17 protein-coding genes and 1 tRNA gene are annotated in these 15170 nt (G+C 63.8%); 7 read left to right on the top strand and 11 right to left on the bottom strand.

Features of this window, described 5'->3' with window-relative positions; genetic code table 11:
• Window positions 1-53 precede the first annotated feature (53 nt).
• From YH64_RS23330 to YH64_RS23320, 3 genes are all read right to left on the bottom strand, one after another.
• On the bottom strand, window positions 54-1031 hold the full coding sequence (locus tag YH64_RS23330) for a LysR substrate-binding domain-containing protein (RefSeq protein WP_046806661.1): 978 nt from the start codon (window positions 1029-1031) through the stop codon (window positions 54-56).
• Between the two features lie 107 nt (window positions 1032-1138).
• Complete coding sequence (locus tag YH64_RS23325) at window positions 1139-1810, bottom strand: DUF1028 domain-containing protein (protein WP_046806662.1); 672 nt, start codon at window positions 1808-1810, stop codon at window positions 1139-1141.
• Window positions 1811-1928: 118 nt separating this feature from the next.
• Window positions 1929-2342, bottom strand: coding sequence for a RidA family protein (locus YH64_RS23320; RefSeq protein ID WP_046806696.1), 414 nt, complete (start codon window positions 2340-2342; stop codon window positions 1929-1931).
• 223 nt (window positions 2343-2565) lie between these two features.
• Here YH64_RS23320 and YH64_RS23315 point away from each other — a divergent pair, with 223 nt between their 5' ends.
• From YH64_RS23315 to YH64_RS23305, 3 genes are all read left to right on the top strand, one after another.
• The gene (locus YH64_RS23315) at window positions 2566-3591 is read left to right on the top strand and encodes a PotD/PotF family extracellular solute-binding protein (protein WP_046806663.1); all 1026 of its coding nucleotides are present in this window, start codon (window positions 2566-2568) and stop codon (window positions 3589-3591) included.
• A gap of 97 nt (window positions 3592-3688) precedes the next feature.
• On the top strand, window positions 3689-4543 hold the full coding sequence (locus YH64_RS23310; RefSeq protein ID WP_046806664.1) for an ABC transporter permease: 855 nt from the start codon (window positions 3689-3691) through the stop codon (window positions 4541-4543).
• A gap of 1 nt (window position 4544) precedes the next feature.
• The gene (locus tag YH64_RS23305; RefSeq protein WP_046806665.1) at window positions 4545-5366 is read left to right on the top strand and encodes an ABC transporter permease; all 822 of its coding nucleotides are present in this window, start codon (window positions 4545-4547) and stop codon (window positions 5364-5366) included.
• 4 nt (window positions 5367-5370) lie between these two features.
• Here the strand turns inward: YH64_RS23305 and YH64_RS23300 are convergent, their stop codons facing one another.
• Genes YH64_RS23300 through YH64_RS23280 form a run of 5 tightly spaced genes read right to left on the bottom strand, consistent with a single transcriptional unit; the run spans window position 5371 to window position 9609 of the window.
• On the bottom strand, window positions 5371-6327 hold the full coding sequence (locus YH64_RS23300; protein ID WP_046806666.1) for a glyoxylate/hydroxypyruvate reductase A: 957 nt from the start codon (window positions 6325-6327) through the stop codon (window positions 5371-5373).
• 13 nt (window positions 6328-6340) lie between these two features.
• Window positions 6341-6814, bottom strand: a complete 474-nt coding sequence (locus tag YH64_RS23295; RefSeq protein ID WP_143215501.1) for a type II 3-dehydroquinate dehydratase — start codon at window positions 6812-6814, stop codon at window positions 6341-6343.
• Between the two features lie 12 nt (window positions 6815-6826).
• Complete coding sequence (locus YH64_RS23290) at window positions 6827-7447, bottom strand: glutathione S-transferase (protein ID WP_046806667.1); 621 nt, start codon at window positions 7445-7447, stop codon at window positions 6827-6829.
• 51 nt (window positions 7448-7498) lie between these two features.
• A complete protein-coding gene (locus YH64_RS23285) occupies window positions 7499-8497 on the bottom strand; it encodes an NAD(P)H-quinone oxidoreductase (protein WP_046806668.1) in 999 nt (332 codons plus the stop codon).
• Between the two features lie 8 nt (window positions 8498-8505).
• A complete protein-coding gene (locus tag YH64_RS23280) occupies window positions 8506-9609 on the bottom strand; it encodes an ABC transporter ATP-binding protein (RefSeq protein WP_255444686.1) in 1104 nt (367 codons plus the stop codon).
• A gap of 257 nt (window positions 9610-9866) precedes the next feature.
• Here YH64_RS23280 and YH64_RS23275 point away from each other — a divergent pair, with 257 nt between their 5' ends.
• On the top strand, window positions 9867-11135 hold the full coding sequence (locus tag YH64_RS23275; RefSeq protein WP_046806670.1) for an NAD(P)/FAD-dependent oxidoreductase: 1269 nt from the start codon (window positions 9867-9869) through the stop codon (window positions 11133-11135).
• A 50-nt stretch (window positions 11136-11185) separates the two neighbouring features.
• Here YH64_RS23275 and YH64_RS23270 read toward each other — a convergent pair whose 3' ends face one another.
• Window positions 11186-12100 (bottom strand): 3-keto-5-aminohexanoate cleavage protein, encoded by a 915-nt coding sequence (locus YH64_RS23270; RefSeq protein ID WP_143215500.1) that lies wholly within the window; start codon window positions 12098-12100, stop codon window positions 11186-11188.
• 13 nt (window positions 12101-12113) lie between these two features.
• Window positions 12114-13328 (bottom strand): ABC transporter substrate-binding protein, encoded by a 1215-nt coding sequence (locus YH64_RS23265; protein WP_082134601.1) that lies wholly within the window; start codon window positions 13326-13328, stop codon window positions 12114-12116.
• A 180-nt stretch (window positions 13329-13508) separates the two neighbouring features.
• On the opposite strand from YH64_RS23265, the gene YH64_RS23260 reads away from it, so the two are divergent.
• From YH64_RS23260 to YH64_RS23250, 3 genes are read left to right on the top strand one after another with little or no spacing between them, the layout of a single operon-like run.
• Window positions 13509-14252: a Crp/Fnr family transcriptional regulator gene (locus YH64_RS23260; RefSeq protein WP_255444685.1), complete on the top strand. Its 744-nt coding sequence runs from the start codon at window positions 13509-13511 to the stop codon at window positions 14250-14252.
• Between the two features lie 57 nt (window positions 14253-14309).
• Complete coding sequence (locus YH64_RS23255) at window positions 14310-14570, top strand: addiction module antitoxin (RefSeq protein WP_046806672.1); 261 nt, start codon at window positions 14310-14312, stop codon at window positions 14568-14570.
• A gap of 4 nt (window positions 14571-14574) precedes the next feature.
• Window positions 14575-14889: a type II toxin-antitoxin system RelE/ParE family toxin gene (locus YH64_RS23250; RefSeq protein ID WP_046806673.1), complete on the top strand. Its 315-nt coding sequence runs from the start codon at window positions 14575-14577 to the stop codon at window positions 14887-14889.
• Window positions 14890-14982: 93 nt separating this feature from the next.
• On the opposite strand, the gene YH64_RS23245 is transcribed toward YH64_RS23250, so the two are convergent.
• Window positions 14983-15056, bottom strand: a tRNA-Gly gene (locus YH64_RS23245).
• Between the last annotated feature and the right edge of the window lie 114 nt (window positions 15057-15170).

Genomic DNA, 15170 nt, shown 5'->3' with positions numbered 1-15170 from the left:
TTGTCATCGCGTGCAGCGGTGCGCCGGTGTAGGCTTGCCTGCACGGCGCGCCGTCAGCCCGGGTCTGCCGGGGCCATGCCCGAGATATACGGATCAAAAAAACTGGCCGCGCTCATGCCGGGTATGTATTGATCCGAGATATACGCGCGGCACCGCTGCATGAACGCCTGCGTCAGCCGCGACGGCTTCATGGGCTTGTAGGTGGCCAGCCCAAGCAGCATCGGACGGTGCTCGCCGGCCAGGCGCAGGCGTACCAGGCGCTTGCCGTCCAGCGATTGCGTCGACCTGGGGCGCACGTTGAACAGCGCATACCCGATGCCGTTGGCCACCATCGACCGCACCACGTCTTCAGACCGCGAGCGCGCCACGATATTGGGTTCCAGCCCCGACTTGGAAAACAGCGACAGGAAATATTCGCGGCTCATGGGCAGGTCCAGCAAGACCATGGGCAGTTGCGCCAGCTCGTCCAGCGTGACCGCAATTTGCTGCGCCAAGGGATGCAATTCGCTGACCAGCACGTGCGGGGGCATGTGGGCCAGCGTTTCAAAGCTGATCTCTTCGCCCAGTTGCAGGTCATACGTGAGAGCCACGTCGACGTCCAACGTATGCAGCTTGTTGATGAGCTCTTGCTGGTCGCCCTCTGCCATATGCAGTTCGACTTTCTCGAACGCGCGTGAAAAACCGAAGATGACTTCGGGCGCGATCATGGCCGCCAGCGGCTGAAAACAGCCCACGCGCAGCACGCCCTGCATCATGTCGTTCGAATTGGAGGCAATCTCGTACAGCTTGGTCGCGCGTTCCAGCAGGTCTTCGCATTCCTGCATGACCTGCATGCCCAACGGCGTCAGCGCCAGGCCCTTGGACGGATGCCGCACGAACAGCTGCACGCCCAGTTCGGTCTCGATGTGGGCGATGGCCGCCGAAATGGATGGCGGTGAAATATGGATCTGGGCCGACGCCGCCGCGATACTGCCGTGCTTGGCAGTCGCCACGAGGTATTCCATCTGGCGCAAGGAAATGCGATTGAGCATGGTCCAACTTGAGCAAACAAAGAATGTTGCACAGTATCCGGTCTACCCGTGGCGGCGGGCAACAGTTTCCTCGGTGGGCCATGGCAGCCGGGATGGCCGCCGCCGGTTCACAGGTCCCCGGGCACGCCGAAGCTGGGCGCGTCGCGCGGGTCACGTGCGCGGGTGACGTAAGCGGCAACCTGGGGCTGGTAGATCTTCCAGGCGTCGTACAGGGCCTGCACCGGGTCGGATTCCACCCAGTCCAGTCGCAAGTCGACGATGGGCCAGTCCAGATCCTGATAGACCAGCACGCCGGCGGAATGCACAGGCCCCGCTTCGCCGCCGGCGGCCTGGCCGGCCAGCAAGGCCTGCATCAATCGCTCGGCCAGCTCGCCCTGCGCTTGCTCGAAGGCGGCGAGCATGGCGTGCGGCACGTCGGTGCTGGCCAGCATATTGCCCGCGCAGGCGGCATGTTCGCCCGCTGCGCTGGCCAGGACGCCCAGGGCGCTGGCGCCGGTGTAGATGGCAGGCGGATGCGAGGCGTCGATAGCCATCAATTGGCGATACGCAATAAAGGGACGCGCCTGCATATCTTCAAGCGCCTGTTGCGGGCTGCGCCCCGCCGCCATCCGGTCCAGGGTCAGCGGCCCCAGGGCGGGGTCGGTGATGTTCTGGCTGACGGCGGCGCCCACGCCCGCGCGAGCCCGAATGCAGCGCGACGCCACGGCCGGCGAAGACGAGGAAACGGCCGCGCCGAACTGGCCGGTAGCAGGGCAACGGGCAATGATGGAAAAGGTCATGTCGATGAGTTCGGGTCGATGAGGTCAGGTCGATGAGGTCGGGTCGAGGAAGTCATAGCGTAGGGATGGCGTCGATGCCGTGGCGTCGACACCGTCGCGGCTGCCTGCCCGGTATCCATCAATCCGGGATAACGGCGGTGGCGTCGATCTCGACCAGCCATTCCGGCCGGGCCAAGGCCGACACCACAATGCCGGTGGACACCGGGTAAACCCCCTTCAGCCAGCGTCCCACCACGCGGTAGACGGCCTCGCGATAGCGCGGGTCGATCAGGTAAATCGTGATCTTGCAGATGTCTTGAAGCTCGCCGCCCGCTTCCTTGAGCAGCATGGCGATGTTCGCCATGGCCTGCTCGGCCTGGCCGGCGGCGTCGCCAATGCTCACGCTTTCAGAGGTGTCCAGGTTCTGGCCGATCTGTCCCCGCAGGAACACGGTGCTGCCCCGGGCCACCACGGCCTGGCACAGGTCGTTATCCAGGTTCTGCTCCGGGTACGTGACCTTGGTATTGAAGGTGCGAATGCGCGTGTGTTTCATGGCGGCAAGAAGGATGAAGGAGGCTGGTATCGGGAACGTGGCGCCGCAAGCGTGCGGCGCGTTGCATGGCATCCATGGTCAGACTCGGGCCGCCCCGACGCCTATTTGTTTTTTCCTTTGCCCTCTCTCGGAATTTCCGACTTGGCCCCTGCCATGCCCTCTTCCATCATCTGGCTTCCAGTCGGAAGCGCTCGGCGGAACCAACACAGACAAGGGGAATTCAATGATTCGCAAACTTACGGTAGCCGGGCTTCTTGCCAGCGCGCTGGTCGCCAACGTGGCCGTGGCCGAGGACGCGCTGGTGGTCAGCACCTGGGGCGGCAGCTTCCGCGACCTGATCGACGAGAACATCGGCAAGGAATTCACGCGCCAGACGGGCGTGCCGGTCAAATACATTACCGGCGGCACGATCGACCGCTTGAACAAGGCCAAGCTGACCAAGACGCCCGAAAGCGACGTCACGTTCACCACGTCGCACATCGGCTGGCTGTATGTGGACAGCGGCCTGTTCGAAAAGCTGGACACCGCCAAGCTGCCCAACTACGCCAACCTGGTGGACCGCGCCAAGGTCAGCCCCTTTCACGTGGGCAGCTGGGCCTATGTGTACACGATCGGCTATCGGCCTGACCTGACCCCCAAGGACATCAAGTTCGACAGCTGGAACGACCTGTGGAACCCCGCGCTAAAGGGCAAGCTGTCGGCGCCGGATTTCGACCCCAGCCACATCATCGACGTGTCGGCCATGCTGTCCGGCGGTGACGCCAAGACCTGGGAAAAAGGCCAGGACAAGCTGCGCGCGCTGAAGCCCAACTTCAAGGCGTTCTACACCAACGACGCCAACAGCCAGCAGCTGATCGCCACCGGTGAAACTCCCGTGCAGATCCTGCTGTCAATGAATGCTTACTACATGATCGGCCAGGGTGTTCCCATCAAGGTCGTCATGCCCAAGGAAGGCGCGGTGCTGGGCATCGACACCATGGGCATCATGAAGGGCAGCGCCAAGGCGGACCTGGCCTACAAGTTCATGAACATCGCGCTGTCGCCCGAGGTGCAGTCCAAGATCGTGGCCTACAAGAAGGCCAGCCCGGTCGTCACCAACGCCAAGGTATCGGCCGAGGACGCGGCGCTGCCCGGCGTCTTCACCACCAAGGAACAGTGGGACAAGCAGGCCATCGTCATCGACGACAAGCTGCGCGCCGAGAAGACGGCGCAATGGCGCAAGTGGTTCACCGAAAACATCATGAACTGAAACGCGCGCCGTCGCGCCGCCCGTGTCCCGGCCACGCCTGTGTCGGGACACGGGCATTTCCACACCGCATCCCCGCACTTGGAAGTGACCACGACCTATGAATACGCGTTCCAGTTTGCGAGGCTGGTTGATCTCGCCCGCCGGCCTTGTGGCGGTTTGCATCTGTGTGTCGATGGCGGCGGTGCTGCAATTCAGCGTGCGCGCCTTCATCCCCGGCTCGTTGGACGTGGGCGGGCTGACGCTGGAGAACTTCACCGGCCTGGGCAAGTCGGTCTACCTGTCCGCCTTCGCCAACACGCTGCTGCTTAGTATCGAAACCACGATCTGCTCTTTGCTGGTGGCGTACCCGCTGGCCTACGCAATGGTGCGGGTGCGTCAGCGGGTGCTGAAGTCGTTCATCCTGATCGTGTCGATCACGCCGCTGTTCCTGGGTGAAATCGTGCGCACGTATTCGTGGATCATCGTGCTGGGCAATAACGGGTTCATCAATACGGTGCTGCGCAAGATCGGGCTGATCGACCTGCCGCTGAACCTGATGTTCACGCACCTGGGTGTGCTGATCGCGCTGGTGCACGTGACGATACCGGTCGTGGTGCTGATGCTGGCCACCGCCATTTCGCACATCAATCGCGATTTTGAAAAGGCCGCGCAAAGCCTGGGCGCCGGCCCCGTGCGCACGTTCGTCACGGTGACGTTGCCGCTGTCCATGCCCGGCATCATCGCCAGCATCACCACGTCGTTCGCGTGGACGTTCAGCGCGTTCGCCACGCCGCAGATGATCGGCGGCGGCCGCGTGCCCACGGTATCGACGCTGGTTTACCAGCTGGGCTTTTCGTCGATGAATTTCCCCCTGGCCGCGAGCCTGAGCGTTGCCGGCCTGACCTTGACGGTTGTGTCGCTGATGCTGCTCGGCCGGGCAACCAAGCGGCTCAACGCAATGGGAGCGCACTAGCATGGCCATCAAACATTCCCTGCCCTTGCCGCTGCGCATCGGCGCCCCGTTGCTCGTTACGCTGATCCTGGCGTTTGTGTTGCTGCCCGTGGTGGTGGTCACGGTGGCGTCCTTCAATGACAAGGCGCTGCTGACGTTTCCCCCTGAAACCTGGTCGCTGCGCTGGTTCGAACGCGTGTTCACCTATCCAGACTTCCAGCAGGGTTTCCGTGCCAGCCTGATCGTGATGTTCTGGGCCTCGTTGCTGGCGCTGTTCATCGGCACCGCGCTGGCTATCGCGGTCAAGCGCATGGGGTTTCCGGGCAAGGACATGCTGCAAGCGGTGTTGCTGTCGCCGCTGGTGATTCCGCATTTCACCTTGGGGCTCGGGCTGCTGATCCTGGTGGCGCAATTTGATATGGACCGTGGCTACGGCTTGGTGATTCTGTGCCACGTGATGCTGGTGCTGCCGTTCGTGATGCGCAGCGTCTACGTTTCCATGGAGAACATCGACGAACGTCTGGAGCAAGCGGCGGCCAGCCTGGGCGCGTCGCCCTTGAAGGTAATGTTCACGGTGACGGTGCCCTTGCTGGCGCCAGGCCTGTTCGGCGGCTGGCTGTTCGCAGCCATCATGTCGTTTGGAGAGTTCACCGCGTCGCTGTTTGTCACGACGCAGTTGACGCAGACGCTGCCGGTGTCGATGTACAACTACGTGCGCGAATTTGCCGACCCGACCCTGGCGGCGTTATCGGTGGTCTACATCGTGGTGACGGCGACCCTGCTGGCCGTGGCCAATGCCTTTCTGGGCCTGGGCAAGATCCTGAATATCGAAGACACCGACTAGGCGTTCAATACCCGCGCGCCGGGTCGATCTGATTTGCCGGGGCATCGCCATGCGACACACGGGCGATGTTCTCGGCGATCTGCGCCGCCGCCGATGCCGGGATGGCAACCGACGCCAGATGCGGGGTGATCAGCACATTGTCCATGCGCCACAGCGGGTCGTCACCGGGCAAGGGTTCGCGTTCGAAGACGTCCAGCGTTGCCGCGCCGATATGGCCGCTTTGCAGCAGCGCCGTCATGGCGGCCTGGTCCACCAGGGCGCCGCGCGCCACGTTGATCAGCGCGGCGCCACGCGGCAGCTTTTCCAGCCGCGCTCGGTTCAGCAGACCGCGCGTTTGCGGCGTCAGCGGCAGCATGACGACCAGGATGTCCGCCTGCGAAATGACCGCGTCCAGCGTCTCCATGCCCGCGTGGCATTGCACGCCGGCTATCTGGCGCGGGCTGCGCGACCAACCCAGCACGGTAAGCCCCTGGCGTTGCAGTTCGTGCGCGGCGCAGGCGCCGAGCTCGCCCAGGCCCAGCACCGCCACGCGCGTGTCCTCCGGCGAACGGGGATGCCGATACGCCCATTCGCCCCGGCGCTGAGCTTGTTCAAACCACGGAATGTCGCGCGCGTGGCGCAGCGTGGCGAACAGCACGTAGCCGGCCATCATGCGCGCCATCCGCGGATCGGTGATGCGTGTGATGGGAACGCCGGCGGGCAGATCGGTGCGGCCCACCAGCGAATCCACGCCCGCCCCCAGGTTGACGATCAGGCGCAGGTTGGGCATGCGGTCGAAGAAGCCCGCGGGCGGCTTCCAGGCCAGCGCGTAATGGATGTCGGCGCGGTCGTCGATGTCGTCGGCGTGCAGCACGCGCAAATGCGGCATGCGCGCTTGCAGTGCCTGTTTCCAGGCCGAGAAGTCATCGAACTGGCTGTAGAAAACCATCGCGCCCGAGGGCGTCGTATTGCTGGCATTCATGGAAATGGCCTTATCAAGCGGTGCGCGCGATCAGGCGCGCCATGGCGTCGATGGCCAGCTCGTAGCCCTCGCCGCCCAAGCCCGCGATGACGCCGTCGGCCGCCTTGGAAATATAGGAATGATGGCGAAACGCTTCGCGCCGCCAGATGTTGCTCATGTGGACTTCAATAATGCGGCCGGGAAACGACAGCAGCGCATCCAGGATAGGGATTGACGAATACGTCAGCCCGGCGGCGTTGATGATGATGCCCTGGGCGTCGCCGCGCGCTTCTTGAATCCAATCGATCAGCTGGCCTTCATGGTTCGATTGCACGAAATTCAGCGTCAGGCCCAGGCTGGCCGCCTTGCGCTCGCAACGCTCGCGCAACGCGGGAAAGCTCTCGGTGCCGTAGGTCTTGTTGGCGTCCAGCCCGTACAGATTGGCGTTCGGCCCATTCAGAAACCAGACGGTGGCGGCGGTTTGCATAGCGGCGGTGGGTTCGGTCATGGTGGTACGGTTTTAGGCTTCATGGGGAAGGGTTGCCTGCATGGCGGGCAACGTACGAAACGCGGCTTCCCATTGCGCGGCGCCGGGATGGCGGGCGCGCCAATCGATTTCAGGAAAGCGAAAATCCAGGTAACCCAGCGCGCAGCCCAAGGTCACCTCGCCGATGGTGGGCGCCTGGGTTGCCAGCGCGGGCGCCCGTTGCTCGATCTGATCCAGGCAGGCAGCTACCTTCACCAGTTGCGCGTCGCGCCAGGCGGCGTATTGATATTCGGACGGCCGCGCCGTGCGCTCGTAGCGTGCCAGCAAGGCCGCGTCCAAGAGGCCATCGCCCAGCGCCTGTTGCGCCAGGGCAAGCCAGCGGCGCGGCCCGATGTCGGGAAACAGACCGGCCTGGGGCGCCAGGTGGGCCAGGTATTCGCAGATGACGCGGCTGTCGTAAAGCGCATGGCCATCGGCCAGGATCAGCGTCGGCACCTTGGCCAAGGGGTTGTGGGCGGCGATGCGATCGTCGCGTCGGATGGGGTTTGCCGCGCTGTCCAGCCACTGGATCTGGTCCGCCACGCCCGCCAGGTGGGCGCAGACCATCACTTTGCGGACGTAGGGCGACGTGGGCGCGTAAAGCAGCTTGAACATAGAAGACCATGCCTTTGTCGCGCGTGCGACAGGAACCAGGGATCCAGGGAATCAAGGACGCAGCACGACCTTGCCGAACACGTCGCCCGCCTCCAGCATGCGGTGCGCGTGCGCCGCCTGGGACAGCGGCAGGCTTGCATGGACGCGCGGCGTGATGCGCCGGTCCGCCAGCAGCGGCAGCACATGGCGCGCGATGGCCTGCCCCATTCGGGTTTTCTCGGCCGCGCTTTGCGGCCGCAGCGTCGACGAATGCAGGCTCAGTTGTTTTTGCATCAGGGTCAGCAGGTCCAGCGTCACCACCGACCCTTGCAGGAAGGACAGGCTGACGTGGCGACCGCCAAACGCCAGCGCCTGAAGGTTGCGTTGCACGTAGTCGCCTCCCACCATATCCAGCACTACGTCCACACCGCGCCCCTGCGTGGCGTCCAGACAGGCCTGCACGAAATCCGTATCGCGATAGCAGACCGCCCGTGCCGCGCCCATCTCGCGCAGCGCCGGCAAGCGATCCACGCGGCCCGCCGTGGCGATGACGGTGGCGCCCGCCGTATACGCCATGCGGACGGCCAGCGTGCCGATGCCGCCGGCCGCGCCGTGCACCAGCACCGTCTGGCCCATGCGAAGGCGTCCCAGCTCAAACAGGTTGTGCCACACGGTGTACAGGCCTTCGGGCAAGGCGGCCGCCGCGTCGTCGTCCAGGCCGTCCGGCACGGCCAGCGAATGGTCGACTCGCGCTACGCACCAGGGCGCGTACCCGCCGCCGGGCAACAGGCTCATCAACCGTTGCCCCAGCAGCGCCGTCGGCACACCCGGCCCTGTCGCGGCCACGTCGCCGCACGCCTCCAGGCCAAGCACATCGGTGACGCCGTCGGCGGGTTTGGCCAGCCCTTGCCGCTGCATGATGTCGGGCCGGTTCACGCCCGCCGCGCGCACGCGCAACAGCACTTCGCCCGGGTCGGGGGTCGGCACCGGCCGGGTTGCCAGCGTCAGCACGCCGGCATCGCCGGGCTCGCGGGCGACGATGGCCTGCATGGTGGTGGGGATAGCGGTCATGGCCGGCGTTACGACACGTTGAAGACGCTGATGCCCTGGCCGGGCAGCGCCAGCCCGGTCACCGCACCCACGGGCCATTGCCGCAAGGCGTCCAGCCCCGCGCTGCGCACCATGACGCGCTGATGCCCGGCCACCGGGATGTCCACGTCGATGTAGGAATCGATGTGATCGCCCTGGAACACATGGTTCACGACCGTGCCGCTCAAGACTGATTCACTATGCAGGTTTTCCAGCCGGATCTGTTCGGGCCGCACGTAGATGTCCAGCCGCCGGCCTTCGTGCGAACCGCCCACCAGCCGGTCTCGCGCCACGCGGATCAAGCCCGCGCCCAGGCGCAGCAGGAGGCCGTCGGGGTCCGAGCCGTGATAGTGCGCGGGCAGAATATTCACATCGCCCAGGAACGAGGCCACGAACGGGTCCTGCGGATTGCGGTAAAGCTCGTCGGGCGTGGCGATCTGGCGGATGACGCCGCTGGACATCACCGCGATGCGATCCGACATGGCCAGCGCCTCGCCCTGGTCATGGGTGACAAACACCGTCGTCACGCCCAGCTTGCGCTGGATCTCCCGGATCTCGACCTGCATGGCGCCGCGCAGCCCCTTGTCCAGCGCCGAGAACGGCTCGTCCAGCAACAACACCTTGGGGCGAATCACCAAGGCGCGGGCCAAGGCCACGCGTTGCTGTTGGCCGCCGGACAATTCGCGCGGGCGACGTTCGCCCAGGCCGTCCAGCTTGACCAGCGCCATCGCCTCCTGCACACGCTGGGCGATCTCGTCGGCCGGCATCCGGCGCATGCGCAGGCCGTAGCCGATGTTGCGCGCCACCGTCATGTGCGGAAACAGCGCGTAGTTCTGGAACACCATGCCGATCTGCCGCTGATACGGAGGCGTGTCCGTCACCAGCTGGTCTTCGATGAAGATCTCGCCGTTGTCCGCTTGCGCAAAGCCGGCGATCAGGTTCAGCAAGGTGGTCTTGCCGCAACCGGACGGCCCCAGCAGCGTCAGGAATTCTCCCCGCCGGATTTTCAGCGACAGCTCCTGCAACACCGTTTGCTGGCGGTATTTCTTGACCACTCCTTCCAGGCTTACCGCGCTGGACGATTTCGGGGGCATGGGGCTGTTCTGCATGGCGGCTCTGTGTGTTGCGCGATGCTTTGCAGAATACGCCGAAGGGGGTGCGCCGGCCGTTTGTGGATATTGATGCGGTCCATCGGAAAAAACGAAACGAGGCGCCGGACCGGCCCCGGCCGAGTGATTTGCTTTTTCCTAAGCCCAGCGTCCAAAAAACCAAGTTATCAAGCCCTGGTATCTGGCTCACACTGCGCCGCATCGAAGCATGAACGTGGTCTTGAACCTACTTAGGAAACGCAATGTCAGTGGAAAAAACCAATACCTTGGTGATCGGCGCGGGCCAGGCCGGCATCGCGATGAGTGAGCACCTGGGCGCGATGGGCATTGACCACATCGTGCTGGAACGCAAACGCATCGCCGAGCGTTGGCGTTCCGAACGCTGGGACTCGCTGGTCGCCAATGGCCCCGCCTGGCACGACCGCTTTCCCAGCCTGAAGTTCGACGACATCGGCGCGGATGTGTTTCCACCGAAGGAACGCATGGCGCAATACTTCGAGGACTATGCCCGAATGATCCACGCCCCCGTGCGCACCGGCGTCGAGGTGCTGCGCGTGACGCGCAACCAGAAGCGCCCGGGCTTTACCGTCACCACGTCGGACGGGGTGTTCGAAGCGTTGCACGTCGTCACCGCCACCGGCGCGTTCCAGATCCCCAGCTACCCGGCTATCGTTCCCGAGGATGCCGGCATTCAGCAAGTGCATTCGTCCGCCTACAAAAACCCGGGCCAGTTGGTGGACGGCGCGGTGCTGGTGGTGGGCGCGGGCGCTTCCGGTTCGCAGATTGCCGAAGAACTGCGACGCGCCGGGCGCACGGTGTACCTGTCGGTGGGCGAACACTACCGCCCGCCCCGCTCGTATCGCGAACGCGATTACTGCTGGTGGCTGGGCGCGCTGGGCATGTGGGACGAGGTCAAGAAAAAACCCAAGCGCGAGCACGTGGCCTTTGCGGTCAGCGGCTACGACAACGGCAAGACCATCGACTTTCGGCGGCTGGCGCACGCGGGCATCCAGCTGGTCGGCATCACCCAACGCTTTGACAATGGCGTGATGACGTTTGAAGAAGGGCTGGCCAGGAACATCGCGCAAGGCGACGCGGACTACTTCGAGGTGCTGCGCGAAGCCGACGCCTACATCGAACAAAATGGCCTGGACCTGCCGCCCGAACCCGACGCCTGGCAGTTGCTGGACGACCCCGAATGCTTGACGCACCCCATTCTTAGCCTGGACCTGGCGCAGGCCGGCATCAAGAGCATCGTCTGGGCAACCGGCTTCAAGGTGGACTACCGCTGGATGGAAGTGGACGTCTTCGACGACAAGGGCTATCCCGTGCACAAGCGCGGCATCACCGGCGAAAAAGGCATCTATTTTCTGGGCCTGCCAAACCAGTCGAACCGGTCTTCATCGTTCATCTGGGGCGTGTGGCACGACGCGAAGTACATCGCGGACCATATCGGAATACACCTGGATTATCTGGCGTATGAGAAAAACGGGGGCATGCCCGGGCGGTGAATCCGTTCGGCCCGGGCATGGGTCCTGTGATCTTGCGACCACAGATCCGATCACAACGAAAACTCGGGCCGGATACCGCTTTGCAGGGGCAGCCCCAGGATCTCGCGTGCTTCGGCGGGCGTGGCGGGTTCCATGTCCATTTCGCGGATGATGCGCACGATGCGCTCGGTCAGTTGCACGTTGGTGGCCAGCTCGCCGTGGCGGTAGTACAGGTTGTCTTCCAGGCCCACGCGTGCATGGCCGCCCAGCAGCAAGGCGCTGATGTTGGCTTCCAGTTGCGACGGGCCGATGCCGCTGACGCAAAAGATGCTGTTCTTGGGCAGCAGGTCCACCATCATCTGTAAATGGCGCGGCGAGAACGGCATCGCATTCTGAAAATTGCGGTGCACGTTCATGACCAGGTTGATGAAATGCGGCCCTTCGTCCAGGCCTTCATCGATCAACGTGGTGGCGTCTTGCAGGATGTGCGTGGGGCTGAAGACTTCCCATTCGGGCTTGATGCCGCGCGCCTTCATGCCGGCCGCCAGTTCGCGCGCCTTGGTCAGCGGCGTGTTCATCAGGTATTCGTGATCCCCAAACGCCAGGTTCAGCGTGGTGGCGTCCAGCGTGCACATTTCGGCGCCGGCATCCATGCCTTTCAGCCGTTCTTCCCACAGGATTTCCCAGGTGCCCGGCGACGTTTCCTTGACCATGTCGCCATGCACGCCGCCGCCGGTGGAGTTGTTCAGCACGATGTCGCAGCGTTCGCGGATGCGCTGGTTCATGTCGCGATAGATCGCCGCATCGCACGTCGCCTGGTCGTCGGGCCGGCGCGCATGCAGCGCCACCACGCTGGCGCCCGCGTTGTAGCAGCGGTAGACATCCTCGGCGATCTCTGCCGGCTGCGTGGGCAGATGCGGGTTCTGGGTCTTGAATGCCATGCCCCCGGTTGGGGCGATGGTTACGATGACTTTGCGTTTGGCCATGGCTGTCTCCGGTTCATTTCCACAGCGTGCAGCGGCTTTCCGACTGCTTGGTGAAGGCCTCGTTGCCGTCGATGGTTTGCAGCACCTTGAAGTAATCCCAAGGCTGCTTGGACTCGTCCGGCGTCTTCACTTGCAGCAGGTACATGTCGTGCACGACACGGCCGTCGGGGCGCACTACGCCGTCCTTGATGTAGATGTCGTTCAGCTTGTTCTGGCGCAGATACGCCAGCACCCGGTCGGCGTCGTCGGTGCCGGTGGCCTTGACGGCGCGCAGGTATTGCAGCGCGGCGGAATAGTCGGCGGCTTGCAACGACGACGGCATGGCGTTGCGGCGTTCGAAAAACTTCTGAGCCCAGGCGCGCGTGGCGTCCGACGCATTCCAGTACCAGCTGTCGGTCAGGTACATGCCCTGCGTGGCGGGCAGGCCCATGGCGTGGATGTCGTTGATGAACATGATCATGCCCGCCAGCCGCATCGTTTTGGTCACGCCGAATTCATTGGCGGCCTTGATCGCATTCGTGGCGTCCGCGCCGGCATTGGCCAAGGCAAGAATGTCCGCCTTGCTGCCCTGCGCCTGCAACAGGAACGACGAAAAATCGCTGGCCGACAAGGGGTGCTTGACCGCGCCCACCACCTTGCCGCCGCCCGCCTCGACCACCTTCGTCGTATCGGCTTGCAGCGCATTCCCAAAGGCGTAATCGGCCGTCAGGAAGTACCAGCTTTTACCGCCCGCCTTGACCACGGCGGCGCCCGTGCCCCGCGCCTGCGCGACGGTGTCGTACGCGTAGTTCAGCGTGTAGGGCGTGCATTGCTCGTTGGTCAGCGCGGGCGCGCCGGCACCCACCACGATGATGGGCTTCTTCTTGTCGGCCGCCACCTGAGACATGGCCAGCGCGGTGCTGGAATTGGTGCCGCCGATCAGCATGTCCAGGCCGCGCTGATCGAACCATTCCCGCGCCTTGGCCGAGGCGATGTCCGCCTTGTTCTGGTGGTCCGCCGTCAACAGTTCGATTTTCTTTCCGTTGATCTCGCCGCCCATTTCTTCGATGGCCATCTTGATGGCTTCGGCGCCGCCGGGGCCGTCGGGGCCCGAGTACACGCCGGACAGGTCGGTGATGAATCCGATTCGAATGACATCGTCCGAAATCTGGGCGTGGGCGGCGCCCGCGTGCAGCAGCGACACGGCGACGCCGCAGGCGAGCGCGCTGCCGGACATGATGCGTGGCATTGACAACATACCTGTCTCCTCTTATGTTTTTTGGCTCTTGATGCCTCAACTATTCTGGGACCGCCCCCTGGCCCGTACAGTCATCATGGTGACAAAGCGGCCTAGGGTTTACCTGAGCGCCTTCCCCCTTTTGGCCCTTGCCCTTATGGCCCTTCCCCCTTTTGGTCTAACGGAGTAACCATGCGTGCATCCACCGCCAGCGCAGGCAGCCAGACCGGTGCTCCCGGGCGCCAGCCGGCCCCGTGTCCGGTGGACAGGATGTTGAGCGTTGTGCCCTGGTACAACGGCTTGCCCGAACTTGAACGCAATCTGGTCCGCTCGGAATTGCGCACGGTGTCGCTGGCCACCGGCGAATATCTTTTTCGCGCGGGGTCGAAGTCGCTGGGGTGGTACGGCGTGGTCGAAGGGCTGGTGAAATGGACGTCGCCGGGTGCGAACGGCAAGTGCCTGTCGCTGGCCGGTTTCAGCATCGGCAGCTGGTTCGGCGAAGCCACGATGCTGCGCCGCGAGCGCTTCGAATATGAGGTCGTGGCGCTGCGCCCCAGCCGCATCGTGATCCTGCCGCGCGACACCTGCGAACGGCTGTGGAACCACAACATCGAATTCACCAAGGCCGTGACGATGCATTTGGCGCAGCGCGTCAATTGGCTGATGGCCTGCTACACCGGCAACGTATTGCTGGATGTCGACACTACCGTAGCCCGCGCCGTGGCGGCGCAATTCGATGCCGAACGCCATGCCGATACGCAGGGGCGTTTGAAGATATCCCAGGAAGAAATCGCCAGCCTGTGCGGCGTGTCCCGCCAACGCTGCAACGCCGCCCTGACCAGGCTGGCACGCGCGGGCGTGCTACGAACGCACTACGGCGGCATGACGATATTGGATAAGGATGCGCTGTATCGGCGGGCGATGATTGCCGGGTGACGTCGTCGTATTCATTTTTGATAATATTGAATACATTCATCGCGACAGGAGCTCGACATGCCCCGGACCACAACTACGACCATGACCGTTCGCCTTAGCGGACCGCTCAGTGAATTCGTCGCCGCCAATGTGGGCGAACATGGCGACTACGAAAACGTCAGCGAATACATGCGCGACCTGATCCGCCGCGACAAAGAACGCAAGGAACAGGAAGCTTTCAACCGGTTGAAGGCCGAGTTGGCCCATGCCTACGCAGCACCGGAAGCGTCGTACCAGGCTTTGACGGCAGCCGACGTCATCGCGCGCAACCGGGGCTGATGGCGTGGCCAAGGTGTTGATCCAGGAAGCAGCCTCCTGGCGGCTCGACGAAATCTATCGCTACACGCGCGATCGTTGGGGCGGCGACCAAGCCGACCGGTACATCACCGGCCTGTTCGATGCCTTTGACGGCATCGAGACCCACCGCACTTCATCCAAGCCCATTCCGGCTGAGTTCGGCATTGAGGGCTACTTCTTCCGTTACGAGCGCCACTTCGTCTACTGGCGCCGGCTTTCAAGCGGCGACATCGGCATCGTCACCGTGCTGCACGAACGGATGCACCAGTTCGACCGATTTCGCGACGAATTCGGCTTATAAACGCACGGGGTATTTTGGGAAGACCATGCTTGGCCCAGAAGGCCTTCGCAACGCGCCCTGGCTTTGTTTTGAAGCTGCCAACGAGGCGGGAGTTGGAGCGGGTGAAGGGAATCGAACCCTCGTATGAAGCTTGGGAAGCTGCCGTTCTACCATTGAACTACACCCGCTCGGGTGTCGTGCCAGGGCGCGGGTCCCTGGCAGAGTCGGCGATTATAGCGCGGCTTTTTTTGGATTCGGGCAGGAATTTTGGCTTGCCGCCGCGCTTGCGGGTCGGGGCGGAT

The sequence above is a fragment of the Achromobacter sp. LC458 genome, from assembly GCF_001005835.2.
In the GTDB taxonomy this organism is placed as follows: domain Bacteria; phylum Pseudomonadota; class Gammaproteobacteria; order Burkholderiales; family Burkholderiaceae_B; genus Achromobacter; species Achromobacter spanius_B.
The sequence above is the reverse complement of the archived record's forward strand: the minus strand, read 5'-3'. Positions and strand labels throughout refer to the sequence as shown.